Here is an 18732-nt window from a genome sequence, read left to right as displayed (position 1 = left end):
GTACGGGTAAAAGCAAAACCGGAGAATAAACATGGCGTACGAAATATATTGGGGTGCAGGTAGCCCCTACTCATGGCGAGCCTTGCTGGGACTTGAAGTCAAAGGCCTGAATTACGACTCCAGACTACTGGAATTCTCCAAACAAGAGCACCAGGCACCTGAAATGCTATTGATGAATCCACGCGGCCAGCTGCCCATTCTTAAAGATGGTGATATATCCGTCTATGAGTCGGTTGCGATTCTCGCCTATCTTGATCGCAAACACCCCGAAAGACCATTATTTGGCACCACAGCAAGAGAGACAAGTCATATATGGCAACGGGTATTCGAGATCGAGAATTACTTACGTGAAGCCATTGACGGGATTGTACGGCCCGTTTTCTTTGACGATGTCAGCGACAATTTATATTCTATAGAAAAATCAGCCAGTTATGTACGCGCTGAATTCAAGACCCTGGAAGCCTTACTTGAAAAGTCTGACTATATCGCAGGTGAGAGAATTTCAGCCGCCGATATAGTTCTATTTCCGTTCATACAGGCACTTTTGCGCGCAATGCTTTTAAAGGAAGCTGAATCGCTAGACCTCGACCTTAAACATTTAGAAAAAAATTACCCGAGCATAGCCAGTTGGATAACGCGCATAGAATCCATTCCTGGTTATGACAATACCTATCCTCCAAACTGGAGGGTTTAGCTTTTACAGTAATTCTTGATCCCACTAAAAACGCGGAGTTATTAAATGCAAGATAAGAATTCAGAAATAAACAATCGCACTACGATATATGCGCGTTGGATTGTCCAGAATCGCTGGACGGTTATTGCTCTAAGCTTATTATTTGTGCTGGCAATAACCAGCGGGATACGTAACGCAGGTTTTACCGGGGACTATCATGTATTTTTTACTGACGACAACCCGCAAATGCTTGCTTTTGAGCGACTTGAAAATACCTATACAAAAGATGATAACGTCTTAATCGTGCTTGCACCAAAAAGCGGCAATGTATTTAACAAACAAACCCTGCAAGCCGTTGAAGACATTACCAGAATGGGTTGGCAAGTACCCTTTTCCTCTCGTGTTGATTCAATCAGTAATTTTCAATATACCCACGCAAATGATGACGATCTCATTGTCGAAGATCTTTATCAGGGCGCAGCATCATTATCCGAGCAGGATATTCAAACCATAAGACGTGTTGCACTTAATGAGCCTCTGTTGGTTAATAGGATAATTTCATCTGAAGGACATGTCACAGGAATTAATATTACCGTACAGCTGCCCGGCATAAGTCCTGAAACTGAAATGCCTCAGATTACTACTGCAGTTAATGGGATCGCCGATCAAATTCGACAACAGTATCCTCAAATTGACGTTCATATGACAGGTATTGTACTGCTTAACAATGCATTTTTTTCTTCTTCCATGAAAGATATGGCGACATTGGTGCCGCTTACTTTTCTGGTAATATTGATCGCGGTTGGTTTATTTTTGCGTAGTTGGACAAGCACCTTCAGCACGCTATGGATAATAGTTTTTTCTATTATGGTCGGCATGGGATTCTCTGGCTGGGCAGGGATAAAACTTACTCCGCCGAGCTCAGTCGCACCCACCATTATCATGACACTTGCCGTTGCCAATGCCATACACATATTGGTGAGCATGTTTCACGCCATGCGTATAGGCGAACAAAAACAGGATGCTATCGTCGAAAGCCTGCGCGTTAATATGCAACCCGTGTTCCTTACCAGCCTTTCAACGGTTATTGGCTTTTTATGCATGAATTTTAGTGAATCACCACCATTCCACGACCTCGGTAATATTGTTGCGGTTGGCATGGGCGCTTCATTTTTTCTGTCTATCACATTTCTACCTGCCCTGATGGCTATACTCCCGGTTCGGGTGCCAAAGCCTAAACTCGATGATAATTCAGCAATGTTGCGTCTTGCAGAATTTGTCATTCGTCGCCGCACTTCGTTATTGATTGGAATGAGCCTGATTGTACTGACATTAGGTTCATTTCTACCTCGTAACAATCTTGGCGAAAATTTTGTAGAATACTTTGATAAAAGCATACCATTTCGCACCGCCTCTGACTTTGTGTCAGACAACCTTGGGGGCATGTATCGCATCGACTATTCCGTTAAATCATATGGCCCAGGGGGGATTTCTGCTCCGCAATTTCTTAATAGGCTGGAGGCATTTTCCAATTGGTACCAGCAACAACCAGAGGTCATTCATGTAAGCACTCTGACCGATACCATGAAGCGCCTGAATAAGAATATGCACGCAGACTCAGAGGACTTCTATATATTACCCGGCGAGCGGAATTTATCGGCGCAATATTTATTATTATATGAAATGTCACTCCCCTATGGCCTTGACTTGAATAACCAGATCAATGTTGACAAGTCTGCCACACGCATGAGCGTAACCATAAAGAACATTAATACTACAAAGATACTGGCGCTCGAAGAACGCGCGCAGGCATGGCTACAACAAAATGGTGCGGAGATACAAAGTGATGGCTCCAGCACCACCATCATGTTCTCACATATTGGTAAACGTAATATTAAAAGCATGATAATTGGTACAACTGTAGCATTGGTGCTCATATCCTTTATTCTTATATTTGCATTACGATCAATTAAAATAGGTTTAATCAGCCTGGTACCAAACCTTGTACCCGCCACAATGGGGTTTGGTCTATGGGGACTGATGGTGAGTGAAATTAATGTCGGGCTTTCAATCGTCACGGGCATGACCTTGGGTATTGTCGTTGATGATACAGTACATTTTTTAAGTAAATATTTACGTGCTCGTCGTGAAAAAGGCCTGGATGTTGAACAAGCCGTGCGTTATGCGTTTTCAACTGTTGGTACGGCACTATGGGTAACCTCAGCTGTATTGATTTCTGGCTTTATGATCCTGACCTTATCCACATTCAAATTAAACTCGGACATGGGGTTGTTAACGTCAATTGTTATCGCCTTTGCGCTGATTGCCGATTTTCTATTCCTGCCCGCATTACTCATGAAGCTGGATGCGAAAAAGAAAATTCCAGTCATAAATACTGATCCCGTGACTGAGACCACTTAATAAGGAGGATAATTATGCAACGTTTTAGACAATTATTATTGATGGTTACTGTGACTATAGTACCGTTCATGAGTGTTCATGCTGGTACCGCTGAGGAAAAAGGACTGGCCATTGCACAAGAGGTGGACCGCAACGACCAGGGCTGGGGCGATGCCGCCGCGAGTATGGAAATGGTGCTGCGAAACCGCCAGGGGGAAGAAAGCAGCCGTTCAATCCGTATCAAATTCCTTGAAGTCAATGGCGATGGTGATAAGAGCTTGACCATCTTTGATAATCCTCGGGACATCAAAGGCACGGCATTTTTATCCTTTTCCCATGTTATCAATGCCGATGATCAGTGGTTGTACCTACCCGCCCTGAAACGGGTAAAACGTATTTCCTCTGCCAATAAATCCGGCCCTTTTATGGGTAGCCAGTTTGCTTATGAAGATCTCGCTTCATTTGAGGTAGACAAATATCATTATAAATATCTTCGCGACGAAAAACTAAATGACCAAGAGACTTTTGTAATTGAAAATTATCCGAATTACGAGCATTCGGGTTATTCCCGGCAAATCGTCTGGGTCGATAAACAACGCTATATCCCGTTAAAAGTCGAATACTATGACCGGAAGGATGATCTACTGAAGACGTTAACATTTAACAACTACAAACAATATCTCGATAAATACTGGCGAGCCCATGAACAGGTAATGGACAACCGACAGAATGGTAAAACAACCGTTCTCACACTAAGTAACTATCAATTTCGTATTGGCCTCAATGATAGAAATTTTGATCGCAACAGTTTGAGACGGGCACGATAAATCATGCCAGCAAAGACTGCCCCATTAATATAAATATTTTTCATACGCCAAACCCGGATAGAGATGAGGCTTTCATAACGGGTAATTAATCCGGGATGTGAACTATGTAGAAGACAGGCATATGGCATATGGATAAATCATTACTTAACACCGCAATATGCCATTTGCGAAAAACCGATACGGTTATGGCAAAAATAATAAAATACGGCGAGCCACTAACGCTTACCACTACCCGCAAACCTTATTATCATTCTCTGGTTCGCGCCATTATTAACCAACAGCTTTCAGTCAAGGCTGGAAAGACTATAGAAAAGCGAATCCTGGACAAACATGGTGGACGTTATTTTAAAGCCGAGAGGGTATTGAAACTAAAAGATACGACACTACGTGAATGTGGCATTTCATATAATAAAATCAACTATATCCATACCCTTTCTCGGGCTGTTACAGAGGGGAAACTGAATTTCAGAAAATTGGTAAAGCAGGAGGATGAGGCTATTCGCGATACCCTGATGCAATATCCCGGTATAGGCCAATGGAGTGCCGATGTATTCTTAATTGCCTCGCTACAGCGACTGGATGTTTTCCCTGTCGGCGATCTCGTATTGCGTAAATCCATGCAACACCACTATCAGCTTGCCGCTGATACAAGACATGATAAATATGTTTCCATTGCGAGTGCCTGGCAGCCTTACCGCACCATTGCCAGTTTTTATTTATGGCAAGCCAGTAAATGAAAAATCAGACATTAGTAGGCCATCGCCTACTTTCGCGGGCAAAGCCCGTCATAAATACATGAATGCCAAAACAATGCTGCACACCCCTGCACTATCTAGTGTACTGGCAGCGTACTGTACCGACTATCAGATTAAAAAAAGGCTTACCCGTAATAGGTAAGCCTTTGATTTGATGGTGGGCCGTGCGCGATTCGAACGCGCGACCATCGGATTAAAAGTCCGGTGCTCTACCAACTGAGCTAACGGCCCAAAAAAGGAAACGGCATGATACCCGACTCTGTCGGAATAACAAGCCCGGAGGCGGTGTTAAACCGCGTCCAGCTTACGCAGGCCGTTTGGCAACATACGCAGGTCACACAGTGATGAGATCAAGGCCTTGGCGAAGCTGGCCTCTTCTTCATAAACCAGCTTGTAATACTGGATCTTCATGGTCATGGCGCTACCGAAGACGATACCGGCAAAGGCGATCATGGAGCCTACGGCCAGTGTCGAGGTGCCGGTAACAGCCTGACCGATGGTACAGCCCACGGCCAGGACGCCACCAAAGCCCATCAGTACGCCGCCGAGCAGATGCATGAGGAAATCCTTGAAGTTTGCGAACCACTCGATACGAAAACCCTTACTGACGACCGCCCAGAGGAAGGAACCAGAAATCACACCCAGCAGCGCCATGACACCGAAGGTCAGCAGGCCGTAATTGAAGCCCGAGGCCGTATAACCAAGGGTCTGCCCCATCGGGTTAATAAAGGTGAAAGACTGCGTGCTCCAGGGCGCGGCGGCGGCAGGTTTGCCCGGCGCGTCATCTGTTACGAAGCTCCAGTTTTCGACGATGGCACGCAGGGAATGGGTCTCACCATCCAGTGTTACCGCCATGTTTGCTGTCAGATACCAGGCGGCCAGAATCGCACCACCGACGACCACTCCGGCGAGGATGTTGTCAAAGCTCTTACGGAACTCGGTAGACCGGAAGGCATAGATGGCCAGTAGCAGACCCAGACCCAGGCCCAGCCAGGTGCGCATCTGCGCGGCATTCTCACCACCGATAAGGGAGCCCAGATCCTGCGGGCCAGTCAAATTGATGGCCAGGGGACGAATCCAGTCATAAAACAGGGCTGACATCAGGGTGATATCGGTCCCCGGGAACGGGTTAACCATGAAATAAGCGATCACGCCGATCACGAGCAGGACAAAGACGGACTTGATGTTGCCGCCACCGATACGCACCAGGGTCTTGTTACCGCAGCCACTACCAAAGGTCATACCGACGCCGAACATGATCCCGCCGAGCAGGTTCTCGGCCCAAATCAGCGTGCTGCTGCGGTAGGGGGGAAAGCTGGCATCAACGCTGGCCATACCCGTGGCTTCAAAAATGGCCACACCGATCATGGCGACGGCGACGGCGAACAACCAGGCGCGCATACGGCCATTGTCACCGATATTGACGATATCGGACACCGCACCCATGGTGCAGAAATTGGTCTTGTTAACGACCGCGCCCATGATCAAGGCGATGACAAAGGTGCTCCATAATAGCGCCGACTGGGCCGATGCGAAATCTTCAAACAACATATTCCGTTCCCCTCTTAAGACTTGGGTAATTATCTAGTAAATCGTGTAAAAACAGCACCATCGCAATAGAGCCGACGACCGACAGCCGCGAAGTGGCAGGCATTGTACCTTGAACCTTGCCGCATGTCACATTCTGCGCGTTTTTACCAGCAATTACATAAAGTTAACGGTATATCGTGGGGTCCGGGATACCGGCGTCGGCAAAGCCCTCCCGACGCAGACGGCAGGAGTCGCATTCGCCACAGGCCCGGCCCTTGATATCGGCATCGTAGCAAGAGATGGTCTGGGCATAGTTCACGCCCAGCGCGGTGCCCCGGCGAATGATGGCGGCCTTGGAGAGGTCAATCAGCGGCGTATGGATATGAAAATGGCCGCCCTCCACCCCGGCCTTGGTCGCGAGGTTGGCGACCTGCTCAAAGGCATGGATGAACGCCGGCCGGCAATCCGGATAGCCGGAATAATCCACGGCATTGACACCAATGAAGATATCCCGTGCACCAAGCACCTCGGCCCAGCCCAGGGCCAGGGACAGAAACACGGTGTTGCGCGCCGGCACATAGGTCACCGGGATGGTATCCGGCTGCACGCCGGCCTTCGGTACCGCGATGCAGGCCTCGGTCAGCGCCGAGCCCCCTATCGCCCCCAGGTCCAGGTGAATACGCTTGTGCTCGGCGACCCCGATCGCCTCCGTCACCCGCTCCGCGGCGGCCAGCTCGGCAATGTGGCGCTGACCATAATCAAAACTCAGCGCAAAACAGGCATAACCCTCCGCCCGGGCGATAGCGAGCGTCGTCGCCGAATCCAGCCCACCGGAGACCAGCACAACGGCTCTTTTTTTAGCCTGTTTATCCATCAATCATCAATCCACATTCATCAATGTCCAGGCACATCGCCCCAGAGTAGCTTGTGCATCTGCACCTGCATCCTCACGGGTAGATGGTCGGCAAGAATCCAGTCGGCCAGTTGGCGTGGCTCGAGCTCGCCCTGCACGGGTGAAAACAATACCTCGCAGCGAGATGGCAACGCGTGCTCCCGTAACTGCGCACAAGACCACTCGTAGTCGTTACGGTCTGCGATCACGAATTTGACCTGATCCTGCTGCTGCAAATGTCCGATATTGGCATAGTCGTTTTTCTCGCACTCACCGGACGATGGTGTCTTCAGATCCATGACCCGACTCACCCGCGCATCCACCGGACTGATGTCGAGGGCACCACTGGTCTCCAGCGAGACCTCGTAACCGGCATTACACAATGCCGTCAACAGTTCCGGGCAGGCCTTTTGTGCCAGCGGTTCACCACCGGTGACACAGACATGCCGACAATCGTGGCCGGCCACCTGCGCAAGGATCTCGTCGAGTTCCATCCACTCCCCCCCCTGGAAGGCGTAGGTGGTGTCACAGTAACTACAACGCAAGGGACAACCGGTCAGGCGTACAAACACGGTGGGCCAGCCAACACTACGCGCCTCCCCTTGCAGGGAATAAAAGATTTCAGTGATGCGCAGACGACTCATGGCGGGGAAACGGTGCCATCACGGCACCGCCGGTTTACTGTCCTTCCGTCTTCAACTGTTGCAGACGTGTCGAGGCCAGGCGGGCAGCCGTCGAGTCGGGGAAACGACTCTCCACGGCCTGCAGGCTCTCGCGCGCCTTGGCAAAGTCTTTCAGCTCATAGTAACAATAACCAATCTTCAGCAGCGCATCGGCCTGCTTCTGGCTGTTGGGGTAGTTATTCAGCACCTTGTTGAACTCAACGATCGCCTGCTCAAAGGCACGGGTGACGTAATTCACCTCACCAATCCAGTACTGGGCATTATCGGCATAGACGCTGGCCGGGTACTTGACCACAAAGTCGGCAAAACGACTCTGCGCCGGTTTGTAGCGCCCTTCTTTCAGCAGACCGAAGGCCTCGCGGTAGGCGCTCTCTTCAGCCGCCGGATTACCGGCCGCCGCCGCGCGCGGTGCCGGGCTCGTGGCAGGTGCCGGGGCCGTAGCAGACGGTGCACGCCCCGTCTCCAGCTGGCCGAGCCGGCGATCAATGTCCAGATACAGGTCGCGCTGACGCTGCTTGATGCCATTTACGGCAAAACCCTGCTGCTCGACGTCACCGCGCAATTGCTGTACCTCCTGCTGCAGGGCCTCAAGGCGCAGATACAGGTCTACCAGCCCCTGGCTCTCCAGCAATTTTTCCATTCGCTCAACGCGTTTTTCCAGGCTTTCATCAGCGTGAACCGGGGTCGCAAGCAGCAGGCCCGCACTACAAAGCAGGGCTGCCAATAGGCCCGCACGTGAATATCGATGCTGTGTCATAGTCTTTTATCGTGTCTTGTATTGAATTTCGACGCGGCGATTCTGCTGCCAGGCCGACTCATCGTGGCCATCGGCCAGCGGGCGTTCCTCACCAAAACTCACCGTTTCCAGCTGCCCGGTTGCCGCCCCCTGGAATAATAGCAGCTGACGTACGGACTTGGCACGTCGCTCACCCAGGGCAATATTGTACTCACGGCTGCCACGCTCATCGGCATGCCCCTCGAGGCTGACCGAGGCGTTGCCATGGCCGGCCAGGTATTCGGCATGCGCCTGGATCACGGCGCGGTCAGCCTGCCGGATCGAGGTGCTGTCAAAATCAAAATAGATCACACGCTGCGAAATGAGGCTGTTCGGGTCATCCAGCGGGTGTCCCTGAAAGTCGCGGTCTGCCTGGGCACCACGCGCCTGGGCACCCGCTTGCGCGCCCTCGGCACCCTCGGCAATGGTGCCACGATCTTCGACGGCGACATCATCGCCCTCCTGAAGACCGAGGCTTTCACAACCGGTGAACAGCATCACCGGCAAGAGTAATACCGATATTTTGCTTAGACGTTTCATGTTTGACTCCTTGTTTAAGACTATTTGTTATTGAATGGCGACCAGGCGGGTTCCCGCACGTCGCCTTGTTGCAGTTCCAATCGCTGGTGTACACGGCCATCAACAGACACGGCCGCCAACACACCACGGTTCTGATTCTCGGTGGCATAGATGATCATGCTGCCGTTAGGCGCAAAACTCGGCGATTCATCCAGGCGTGAATCTGTCAGTACCTGCAAGCTGCCATTGTCCAGCTCCAGTATCGCGATGCGGAACTGGCTGCCTTCACCATGTACCATTGCCAGGCGACGGCCATCCGGGGAGAACACACCACGGGCATTGTAATCCCCTTCAAAGGTAACACGCTGTGGACGGCCACCCTTGCTGGCACCGTTCATGTTCACTGTATACAGCTGCGGTCGTCCGCCACGGTCCGAGGTGAATACGAGCTTACGGCCATCCGGTGACCAGTTCGGCTCGGTATCAATTCCCGGGTGATGGGTAATTTGCGTCAATGCACCGGTTTGCAGGTTATACACGTGCACCTCGGGGTTACCGGTCTTCGACAAGGTCATCGCCAGGTAACGCCCATCGGGTGACCATACCGGGGCATTATTCAGGCCGGGGAATTTTGTGACTGACTGACGCTGACCACTGAATACCTCCTGGATATATATCTCAGGGCGTCCCGATTCAAAACTGACATATGCCAGCTTTTGCCCGTCCGGCGACCATGCCGGCGACATCAGGGGTTGTTTCGAATCGAGAATGACCTGCTCATCAAAACCATCGGCATCGGCGATACTGAGACGATATTCCCGGCTCTTATCCGCCGCCCTCAGCGCGGTGACATAGGCAATACGCGTGCTAAAGGCGCCACGCTGCCCGGTCAGCTTTTCATAAATCAGGTCACTAATGCGGTGCGCGGTGCTGCGGACATCGTCGGCGGCAAAGGCAATGCTGTATCCCGCCAGCTGTGCACCCTTGAAGACATCGAACAACTGGAACTGCACCTCGTAGCGTGCCCCTCCCAGTTCGCGCAGGCGCCCGACCACCAGGCTTTCCATATTTAACAGGCGCCAGTCGGCAAAACGTACCCCGCTGCCGTCATGCGGGCGGGCGATCAGGTCCTTCTCCGGCATGGGTGCAAAGCGGCCGCTGCCTGCGAGGTCGGCGGCAATGATTGCGCTCAGGTTATACGGCAAGGGCGATTTTAATGACCGGTTATCGAACGGCACGACCGCGATCGGCAAGGCGCCTTCGACCCCTTCGGTGATCTGAATCGTTAATGCCGCCTGGCCTGGCATGGCCAGTAATAGCCAGAAACTGCCACACACAACACTAAACAAACGCCTTAACTTCATCATGCCTCCGGTATAAATTCAAAATCAATTTCGCGCATACGTGCGGCCACGGCCGGGTCACTTGGTAAGGGCAATGGCGAGGCCTTGCGCACCGCACTCTCGACACTGCGATCAAAGACCGCGTTACCGCTGCCCTTGATGATCGTCACGCCGACAACCTCACCACCCGGGATAACATGCACCCTCACGGTACAGGCCAGGCCCTTGTCTGCGCCCGCCGGTTTTAACCAGTTGCGCGTCACCTTCTGCCTGATCAGGGCCTGGTACTTATTAATCTCATTCTGACTGACTGCCTCGGCATTGGCCTGTTCTTCTGCCGCCAGCTGTTCGGCCAGCTGTTGCTTGCGTTCATCCGCACGCCGTTTAATCTCAGCGGCCTGGCGCTTGGCCTCGATGGCCTTGCGCTCGTCCTCTGCCGCCTTGCGCTTGGCCTCGGCCGCTTTCCTCTTCGCCTCGGCCTGCCGCTGTCTTTCCTGTTCGACTTTACGTTGCTGCTCAAGTTCAGTCAGACGCTGTTGTTCGGCCTCACGCTTTTTCTCCAACGCGGCCTGTTCCTGTTTTATCTTCGTCAGGCGCTGTTGCTCCTGCTGGCGGTATTTTTCCTCGGTGGCGCGTTTCTCCTTCAGCTCGGCGATGCGCCTTTCCTCGGCCGCACGGCGCTGTTTGGTCTCGCGCTCTTCCCGCCTGAGCTTGTCGATACGTGCCTGTTCCTGTGTTTGCTTTTTCTCCTCGGCACGCCTGAGTTTGTCCAGCTCGGCCTTGACCTTGCCGGCATCCACCACTGTGGCCTTGACTACGTTAGGCTGGTCCTGCACCAAGGCCGGCTTTGACGACCAGTCAAAACTGATAAATAACATAACGATCAACACCACATGCACACCGATCGCAATCAGCACCGGCACCAGGTTATTTCGTAATACCTTTAACATCGTCGGCCTTAACGCGGTGACTCGGTCAGCAGACCGACATTCGGCGCACCGGCCTTTTGAATCAGCGACATCGCCACCACGACCTTGCCGTAATTGACATTTTCATCACCACGTACCAGCACCGGCGTGCCCGGCTTGTACTGCATCACCGCAGCAACACGCGTTACGAGGTCTGCATGGTCAATCGGCTTGTCCTGATCATCGCCGATACTCACGTAATAATTGCCCTCGACATCAACGGTAACGATCAATGGTTCAAGATTCTTGCTTTCTACAGGGTTCGAACTGGCTTGTGGTAAGTCAACGGCGACACCCTGCGTCAACAATGGCGTGGTAACCATAAAGATCACCAGCAACACCAGCATCACGTCAATATAAGGAACGACGTTGATCTCGCTCATGGGTTTTTTGCGTTGCCGTCTGGCCATTAGTCGTGCGCCTGGCGTTGCAGGATGGTGGAAAATTCTTCCATAAAGGTCTCGTAGCGAGACTCGAGCCGTTCCACCTCGTGCGAGTAACGGTTATAGGCAATTACCGCCGGGATCGCCGCAAACAGGCCCATGGCCGTGGCGATCAGGGCCTCGGCGATCCCCGGCGCAACACTCGCGAGGGTAGCCTGCTGGACGTTGCCGAGGGCGCGGAAGGAATTCATGATGCCCCAGACGGTACCGAACAGGCCCACGTAGGGGCTGGTGGAACCGACCGTGGCAAGAAATGACAGATTCGCCTCAACGACATCGATCTCGCGCATCAGGGCGACACGCATGGAACGCTGCGCCCCGGCGAGGACAAACTGCGGGTCGCTGTTATTTTTCTTGCGCAGGCGCACATATTCACGAAAACCCGCCTCGAAAATGGCCGACATCCCGGTCGGACTGCGTCGTCCGGTGCCCAGCTGTTCATACAACTCGCTGAGTTTTTTGCCCGACCAGAAACGCGCCTCGAATTCATCAGCGGCACGGCTCGCCTTTTTCATGTCCCGTGCCTTGCGCAGAATCATGCTCCACGACACTATCGAGGTCAGCAGCAATAACAGCATCACCAGTTGCACGACCGGGCTGGCACCTGCCAGCATGTGATAAAGACTCAGATCAGCATTCACGCCTCGATCTCCTGTAAAATTTCTTCCGGAATGACCACCGGCCACCAGCGTTGCGCATCAATGCAGACCACGCGGATACGACCACTGCACACGGGTTTTTCTTCACCATGCCGATAAATATGTTGTTCAAATGTAATACTGGTTCGTGTCGATTCTGCAATACGGGTCTTTACCTGCAGTTGTTCATTAAAACGGGCCGGCTGTAACAGGTCCATTTCCACCGAGCGCACGACGAAGAGAATATTCGCCTCGTCGCGCAGGCGATCCTGTTCAAAACCTTTATGCCGCAACATCTCGGTACGTGCACGCTCCATGAACTTGAGGTAATTGGCGTAATAGACCACGCCACCACTATCGGTATCTTCGTAGTAAACGCGTATCGGCCACAGGAATTCAGTCACAGTTCTTTCACTTCCCCATATCGACCTGAGGCAGGTCAAATAATTCCGCTTTATTCCTGATCATCGATGCCCATGTCCAGTTGTGTCGCATCGGCCTTGGCAAGGGCTTGCAGGCCAAAGTGCTCATAGGCATTGCGCGTCGCCATGCGCCCGCGCGGCGTACGCATAATAAAGCCCTGCTGGATAAGAAAAGGCTCGAGTACGTCCTCGATGGTGCCGCGTTCTTCGCCAATCGCCGCGGCGAGGTTATCGACGCCGACCGGGCCACCGTCGAAGTTATTAATGATTGCCAGTAATAGTTTACGGTCCATCATGTCAAAACCGTTGCTGTCGACACTGAGCATGTCCATGGCCTTATCCGCCACCTCGGCTGAAATATGGCCATCGGCCTTGACCTCGGCATAGTCACGCACGCGGCGCAACAGGCGATTCGCAATCCGCGGTGTGCCACGGGAACGGCAGGCGATCTCCCGCGCCCCGCCCTCGTCCATATCGACATTGAGGATATCCGCACTGCGTGTAACGATACGGCAAAGTTCTGCGGTGTTATAAAACTCCAGGCGTTGCACAATGCCGAAGCGATCCCGCAGTGGCGACGTCAACAGGCCCGCACGCGTGGTCGCGCCAACCAGCGTGAACGGCGGCAGGTCGAGTTTGATGGAGCGTGCGGCCGGGCCCTCACCGATCATAATATCGATCTGGCGATCTTCCATCGCCGGGTAAAGTATTTCTTCGACCACGGCACCGAGGCGGTGGATCTCGTCGACGAACAGGACATCGTGCGGTTCGAGGTTGGTGAGCAGGGCCACCAGGTCACCGGGGCGCTCCAGCACCGGTCCCGAGGTCTGGCGCATGTTCACACCCATCTCGTTGGCGATAATGTGCGCCAGCGTGGTCTTGCCGAGGCCGGGCGGACCAAACAGCAACACGTGGTCGAGGGCCTCGCCGCGTTTTTTCGCCGCATGAATAAAGATCTCCATCTGCTCACACACGGCCAACTGACCGACGTAATCGGCCAGCTTCGCGGGGCGGATGGCATTATCAATCGCCACGTCCTCGGCGCTGCCCTGGGCCTGTACCAATCGATCCGTTTCAATCATCTTTCATACCCTTATTTCGCCGCAGTCTGCAGGGCGAGGCGAATTATCTCTTCACTGCTCAGGTCTTTGGTCTGAATGCCGCGCACCATGCGGCTTGCCTCGGGTGGCTTGTAACCCAGGGCGATCAGGGCGCTGACGGCATCGGCGACGGCATCGTTGGGTTTCACCAGGGCAGAAACCGGTGAGGTGCTTACGCCCTCGCCTCCTTCGGCCTGCCATTTCTTCAACACATCTTTCATCTCGACGATCAGGCGTTCGGCGGTCTTCTTACCCACCCCCGGCAGGCGCGTCAGGGCCGCAGCATCGCTGTCCATGATACAGCGGATAAAGTCATCGGCACTGATACCGGAGAGGATGGTCAGTGCCAGCCGGGCACCGACACCATTCACCTTGATCAAGGCCCTGAACATGGCACGCTCATTCTCGGTGGCAAAACCAAACAGGGTCTGCGCATCCTCGCGCACCACCAGGTGGGTATGCAGGGTCACTTTAGCACCGACCTCGGGAAGGGAGTAAAACGTCGACATCGGCGCCTCGACCTCGTAGCCGATACCGTTAACGTCGATCAGAAGTTGTGGGGGATGGCGCACGAGTAACTGCCCGCTCAGGCGTCCAATCATCGAAATCTCCCGCCGCCGGCACCCTTGGCACCGGGGATCTTCTGCAGGGTCTGGCAGGTGTGTGCATGACACAGGGCCACAGCCAGGGCATCGGCCGCATCTTCCTGCGGCGTGGCATTCAGGTTTAATAACACGCGGACCATATGTTGCACTTGCTCCTTGCTCGCCCCGCCCTTGCCGGCAATGGCCTGTTTAATGGCACGCGGGGAGTATTCAGAAAGCGTCAACGCGCGGCTGACACCGGCACAGATCGCCGCGCCGCGGGCCTGACCGAGTTTCAACGCCGAATCGGCATTGCGGTGCATAAAGACCTGCTCAACGGCAAACTCGTCGGGGGCATGCTCGCTGATCAGGGTATTCAGGCTTTCGAAGATGATGCCCAGGCGCTGACCCCAGTCATCACCAGTGATGCGGATACAACCGCTGGTCACATAGCGGCTGTGGTTACCCTCCACGTCAATGACACCGTAACCGGTCAGACGTGAACCCGGGTCGATACCCAGTATGCGTACCATGCTCTTGACGATCACTTCCTCCGTGTTGGCCCTTCGTCGTGAAACTTAAAGTTGCGCCATGATCTCATCGGAGACATCGGCGTTTGAATACACATTTTGCACATCGTCGAGGTCTTCCAGGGCATCGACCAGACGCAAGACCTTCTCGGCATCTTCCAGATTAAGGTCCACTGTCATCGACGGCTGCATGGTGACCTCGGCATTCTCCGGCTCATGCCCGGCCGCGAGCATGGCCTCTTTCACTGCCATGAATGTCTCCGGCGTGGTCAGCACATCGATACTGCCGTCGTCATGGGTGGTGACATCTTCGGCGCCCGCCTCCAGGGCGGCCTCCATAATCGCGTCTTCATCAGCACCGGCCGGATAACTGAGGATACCCTGCTTGCTGAACAGGTAAGACACCGAACCGTCGGTGCCCAGATTGCCACCGGCCTTGGTAAAGGCGTGACGCACCTCGGAAACGGTACGGTTGATGTTGTCGGTCAGGCAGTCGACCATGATGGCGACACCGTTGGTACCGTAGCCCTCGTAGCGCACCTCATCGTAATTCTCACCCTCACCGGCACCGGCACCGCGCTTGATGGCGCGCTCGACGGTATCCCGGGTCATGTTGACACCGAGGGCCTTATCAATCGCCGTACGCAGGCGTGGGTTGGCATCCGGGTCGGCCCCACCCATCTTCGCGGCCACGGTTAACTCACGGATATGCTTGGTAAAAATCTTGCCACGCTTGGCGTCCTGCGCCGCCTTGCGGTGCTTGATATTCGCCCACTTACTATGTCCAGCCATGCCTTGCTACCTTTCTGAAACAACAACCATAAAATTCACGTGAGTGTACCATTTAACGATCCTCGTCGTCACCGCACAATACACCCGGAATCGGGACTATCTGTTTGTTTTTGCAGTCTTTGTCAGGAAAGCCAGGGATGGCCGTATTGGTCAGCCTACAGCCGGTCCGGCACGAGGGCCAGGATCGCCTCACGGTTGCTCGACGAACTGGCCTGCGCCGCGGCCTGCTCGCGCGACAACCAGCGCTGTGCCACGTGCTCGTCCGGGTTCAGTCGCACCTCGCGGGCACTATCCAGTTGCAGGGCAAACACGGTCTCATGGTTATGTGTCACCGCCGGGGCATAACGGGCACGCCAGGCCGGGGCGATCAAGAAAGTATTTGTCAGACCGGTCTCGACGGGCTCGCCGACCAGACCCGTCTCCTCCTCGAGTTCACGCCGGGCCGCTGCCAGGGCCGACTCCCCCTCGCGCAGGCTGCCGGTCACCGACTGCCAAAAGCCGCGCGGCGCGGCACGCTCGAGCATGAGCACCTGGGCATCCCGGGTATAGATCACGACGAGGACAGATTCAGGACGTTTATAAGACATGGCTGATTGATGGTTATGAAATGATGGATAATCGTAGTGTAGATATGAATGGATAGATAGTCTCAGCGTGCAAGCCCAGTTTCGACTAGCCATAATCACCCATTACAAAGCCGGGCACCACTGAAAAGGGACGCTGGACTACATATAATGATAGGCTGGAGTCGACCCGAAGCAGACATTTATGACTCTATATTTCTTTGCATTCTGCATTTCGGGGACCTGATTTGCTATTCATGTAATTAGTCCATAAACTTTTGATTAATATTAATTAACGGGGCTATATAAGTGAATGCTGTTAATGTTATTCGGAGCCGTATTATCATCTGTTATGTTTAAAAAGAAATGAATTAGTCAGCGATAAATTGAAAGCAATAGCAGTGAAATATTTTCCAAATGAAAGTGCATCAGTCGTTGCCCAACTCCAAGATTACTGTGAATATCTATCGGAGTTTTTTCAAAAGAATCGCACCTAGAAACATATGAACGTTTTTGCTTAGCAATCTTAACAATAGCAAAAACTTTAATTAAAAAGTTAAATAAAGCTATTGAACGGGGCAAAACTGACTATAGAGACCTTCTTGTTTCTGCCGGCTTCGGTAACTCAATCATAGTTCATAATGACTGGGCGAATAAAATACTTAATAAAAAAACATAATAAGTCGTTTAACTACGCAGATTTTTCAAACCTGCCGAACTCTCAAAAGCGGCTTTTCACTTGCTTTTTCGGGCTCGGTCACTTTGATCGGTAGATTTGACAATGGATAATAATCAAGAAGTTCAAGAGAAAATTAATAAATATTATGCGAATAATAAATGGACAGTAAAACACTGGATCGCATTGATACTATTTATATCTGGATTTGCGTGTATCGCGTATTTCGGAAATTCCGATAACAATATTATTAAAAAATATACTGGCGCATACTTCGGGCTATCAATTGCACTATCATTAATATTTTGGGGTTTGATAAATTTGGAACGTGGCTATATAACTGGCAGACGTAAAAGATACTATCGAAAGAAGAGCCCCAATATGTTTATATTTTTATTCCTGTTTGAAGTTGCCTTACCTGCAATAGGCATGTTGTTCGTCAGTCTTGTCTTTGTATTACCACTTAAATAGACTGCCAAATAAACCTAACAATGCAAATAAACACGGACACCCAAAAAACGCGGTTTCGCTATCGCTCCACTCTGCTTTTGACATCCGGTTATTTGCAACGTTGAAGCCGCAGCCGAACTCAGCCTAATAAAACTATTTTGCCAACGACTGCTTTCGCTGAACAGCGATCTTCCACGAGGACAAAATGAAGCGAATAAAAGAGGGATCACACAGGCCCAGACCCCTTTTTAATAAAAAAAACAGGCATTTTATCCTCTGATTGTCTGATATTTCCCCAAGTCCCTCTCTGAAACTGTTACCCTGAGACATCACTTCATAGTAAATTATATTTAAGCCACACTGAGGAAATAATGCAGAAACGACATCGTATACAGTTCCCGAAAGCAGAATCATCCGATTTAAACCAGGACCAGTCCTATTTTTATCTTCAGGGAACGAATCAACAACAAAAAATCAGATTTCACGACTACAATGAAATTTATAAAATCCCCGGGTTGTATGAGCAGTTATTTTATGACCGTCTTAAATGTTCATCTCCTGTTAAAGTGACTGCTATACTCGAAGCGGCAGTAAAACAGTCTCAGGATAATTTCTCTGAACTTCGGGTACTGGATTTAGGTGCCGGTAATGGCATGATGGGTGAGGAACTTAAAAAACACGGTGTCTCGCGCTTGATTGGCGTCGATATTATTGATGAAGCATACGACGCAACCGTTCGAGACAGACCCGGTGTCTATGATGCCTACTACGTCGAAGATTTCACTTCTCTGGATGCTGATAAAAAAGAAGATATTGTTTCATGGCAATGTGACTGTATGGTCACGGTTGCGGCACTTGGTTTTGGCGACATCCCTGTGAAAGCCTTCATTGAAGCTTTTAATATTATCAGAAGTGAAGGCTGGGTCGCGTTTAATATTAAAGACAGTTTCTTTGATACAACAGATGATTCTGGTTTCTCTAAAATGATAAGAGAGCTAACCTTCTCAAAATATCTTGATGTTTATTATATTGAACGCTATCGACACAGATTATCTATTGACGGTGAGCCTCTTTATTATTTTGCCATTGCAGGCAGAAAAAAAGCGGATGTCCCGGATTCGTTTTTAGAATCAAAGGGTATCGAAGCCTGAGGCTAATGAATGGGGCAT

21 protein-coding genes and 1 tRNA gene are annotated in these 18732 nt (G+C 51.8%); 6 read left to right on the top strand and 16 right to left on the bottom strand.

The features are described from left to right. Nucleotides 1-31: 31 nt before the first annotated feature. From EL386_RS04105 to EL386_RS04090, 4 genes are all read left to right on the top strand, one after another. The gene (locus EL386_RS04105; protein WP_126453697.1) at nucleotides 32-694 is read left to right on the top strand and encodes a glutathione S-transferase family protein; all 663 of its coding nucleotides are present in this window, start codon (nucleotides 32-34) and stop codon (nucleotides 692-694) included. A gap of 45 nt (nucleotides 695-739) precedes the next feature. Beyond that, nucleotides 740-3094 (top strand): efflux RND transporter permease subunit, encoded by a 2355-nt coding sequence (locus tag EL386_RS04100; protein ID WP_126453695.1) that lies wholly within the window; start codon nucleotides 740-742, stop codon nucleotides 3092-3094. Nucleotides 3095-3108: 14 nt separating this feature from the next. Then, nucleotides 3109-3900 (top strand): outer membrane lipoprotein-sorting protein, encoded by a 792-nt coding sequence (locus tag EL386_RS04095; protein WP_126453693.1) that lies wholly within the window; start codon nucleotides 3109-3111, stop codon nucleotides 3898-3900. A gap of 128 nt (nucleotides 3901-4028) precedes the next feature. Then, nucleotides 4029-4637 (top strand): DNA-3-methyladenine glycosylase family protein, encoded by a 609-nt coding sequence (locus EL386_RS04090; RefSeq protein ID WP_126453691.1) that lies wholly within the window; start codon nucleotides 4029-4031, stop codon nucleotides 4635-4637. A gap of 173 nt (nucleotides 4638-4810) precedes the next feature. On the opposite strand, the gene EL386_RS04085 is transcribed toward EL386_RS04090, so the two are convergent. From EL386_RS04085 to nudB, 16 genes are all read right to left on the bottom strand, one after another. After that, a tRNA-Lys gene (locus EL386_RS04085) sits at nucleotides 4811-4886 on the bottom strand. 57 nt (nucleotides 4887-4943) lie between these two features. Beyond that, nucleotides 4944-6206: a YeeE/YedE family protein gene (locus EL386_RS04080; protein WP_126453689.1), complete on the bottom strand. Its 1263-nt coding sequence runs from the start codon at nucleotides 6204-6206 to the stop codon at nucleotides 4944-4946. Between the two features lie 163 nt (nucleotides 6207-6369). Further along, entirely contained in the window at nucleotides 6370-7059 is a 690-nt protein-coding gene (gene queC / locus EL386_RS04075) for a 7-cyano-7-deazaguanine synthase QueC (protein ID WP_126453687.1), read from the bottom strand. Nucleotides 7060-7079: 20 nt separating this feature from the next. Next, complete coding sequence (gene queE, locus EL386_RS04070) at nucleotides 7080-7721, bottom strand: 7-carboxy-7-deazaguanine synthase QueE (protein WP_126453685.1); 642 nt, start codon at nucleotides 7719-7721, stop codon at nucleotides 7080-7082. Nucleotides 7722-7755: 34 nt separating this feature from the next. Further along, the gene (gene ybgF / locus EL386_RS04065) at nucleotides 7756-8517 is read right to left on the bottom strand and encodes a tol-pal system protein YbgF (RefSeq protein ID WP_126453683.1); all 762 of its coding nucleotides are present in this window, start codon (nucleotides 8515-8517) and stop codon (nucleotides 7756-7758) included. Between the two features lie 6 nt (nucleotides 8518-8523). After that, on the bottom strand, nucleotides 8524-9075 hold the full coding sequence (gene pal / locus EL386_RS04060; protein WP_126453681.1) for a peptidoglycan-associated lipoprotein Pal: 552 nt from the start codon (nucleotides 9073-9075) through the stop codon (nucleotides 8524-8526). Nucleotides 9076-9095: 20 nt separating this feature from the next. After that, nucleotides 9096-10421 carry a Tol-Pal system beta propeller repeat protein TolB gene (gene tolB / locus EL386_RS04055; RefSeq protein ID WP_126453679.1) on the bottom strand — a complete coding sequence of 442 codons (1326 nt, stop codon included), beginning with the start codon at nucleotides 10419-10421 and terminating at the stop codon, nucleotides 9096-9098. Beyond that, a complete protein-coding gene (gene tolA, locus EL386_RS04050) occupies nucleotides 10418-11347 on the bottom strand; it encodes a cell envelope integrity protein TolA (protein WP_126453677.1) in 930 nt (309 codons plus the stop codon). Before tolA ends, tolB begins: the two co-directional genes overlap by 4 nt. 8 nt (nucleotides 11348-11355) lie before the next feature. After that, nucleotides 11356-11775, bottom strand: coding sequence for a protein TolR (gene tolR / locus EL386_RS04045; RefSeq protein WP_126453675.1), 420 nt, complete (start codon nucleotides 11773-11775; stop codon nucleotides 11356-11358). Then, a complete protein-coding gene (gene tolQ / locus EL386_RS04040; protein WP_126453673.1) occupies nucleotides 11775-12449 on the bottom strand; it encodes a protein TolQ in 675 nt (224 codons plus the stop codon). Before tolQ ends, tolR begins: the two co-directional genes overlap by 1 nt. Beyond that, nucleotides 12446-12850, bottom strand: a complete 405-nt coding sequence (gene ybgC, locus EL386_RS04035; protein WP_126453671.1) for a tol-pal system-associated acyl-CoA thioesterase — start codon at nucleotides 12848-12850, stop codon at nucleotides 12446-12448. The genes tolQ and ybgC overlap by 4 nt, the downstream gene beginning before the upstream one ends. 50 nt (nucleotides 12851-12900) lie before the next feature. Further along, nucleotides 12901-13950: a Holliday junction branch migration DNA helicase RuvB gene (gene ruvB, locus EL386_RS04030; RefSeq protein ID WP_126453669.1), complete on the bottom strand. Its 1050-nt coding sequence runs from the start codon at nucleotides 13948-13950 to the stop codon at nucleotides 12901-12903. Nucleotides 13951-13961: 11 nt separating this feature from the next. Beyond that, complete coding sequence (gene ruvA / locus EL386_RS04025; protein ID WP_126453667.1) at nucleotides 13962-14570, bottom strand: Holliday junction branch migration protein RuvA; 609 nt, start codon at nucleotides 14568-14570, stop codon at nucleotides 13962-13964. Beyond that, nucleotides 14567-15085 carry a crossover junction endodeoxyribonuclease RuvC gene (gene ruvC / locus EL386_RS04020; protein ID WP_126453665.1) on the bottom strand — a complete coding sequence of 173 codons (519 nt, stop codon included), beginning with the start codon at nucleotides 15083-15085 and terminating at the stop codon, nucleotides 14567-14569. The genes ruvA and ruvC overlap by 4 nt, the downstream gene beginning before the upstream one ends. Before the next feature lie 45 nt (nucleotides 15086-15130). Continuing rightward, nucleotides 15131-15874: a YebC/PmpR family DNA-binding transcriptional regulator gene (locus EL386_RS04015; protein WP_126453664.1), complete on the bottom strand. Its 744-nt coding sequence runs from the start codon at nucleotides 15872-15874 to the stop codon at nucleotides 15131-15133. Nucleotides 15875-16029: 155 nt separating this feature from the next. Next, the gene (nudB, locus tag EL386_RS04010) at nucleotides 16030-16461 is read right to left on the bottom strand and encodes a dihydroneopterin triphosphate diphosphatase (RefSeq protein WP_126453662.1); all 432 of its coding nucleotides are present in this window, start codon (nucleotides 16459-16461) and stop codon (nucleotides 16030-16032) included. 757 nt (nucleotides 16462-17218) lie between these two features. Here nudB and EL386_RS04005 point away from each other — a divergent pair. Beyond that, nucleotides 17219-17584 carry a hypothetical protein gene (locus tag EL386_RS04005; protein WP_126453660.1) on the top strand — a complete coding sequence of 122 codons (366 nt, stop codon included), beginning with the start codon at nucleotides 17219-17221 and terminating at the stop codon, nucleotides 17582-17584. A gap of 350 nt (nucleotides 17585-17934) precedes the next feature. After that, nucleotides 17935-18714: a class I SAM-dependent DNA methyltransferase gene (locus tag EL386_RS04000; RefSeq protein ID WP_126453658.1), complete on the top strand. Its 780-nt coding sequence runs from the start codon at nucleotides 17935-17937 to the stop codon at nucleotides 18712-18714. The last annotated feature ends 18 nt before the right edge of the window (nucleotides 18715-18732 follow it).

Source organism: Sulfuriflexus mobilis (genome assembly GCF_003967195.1).
Taxonomy (GTDB): Bacteria; Pseudomonadota; Gammaproteobacteria; order AKS1; family AKS1; genus Sulfuriflexus; species Sulfuriflexus mobilis.
Note: the sequence above shows the minus strand (reverse complement) of the source record. Positions and strands in the feature narration are given on the sequence as shown.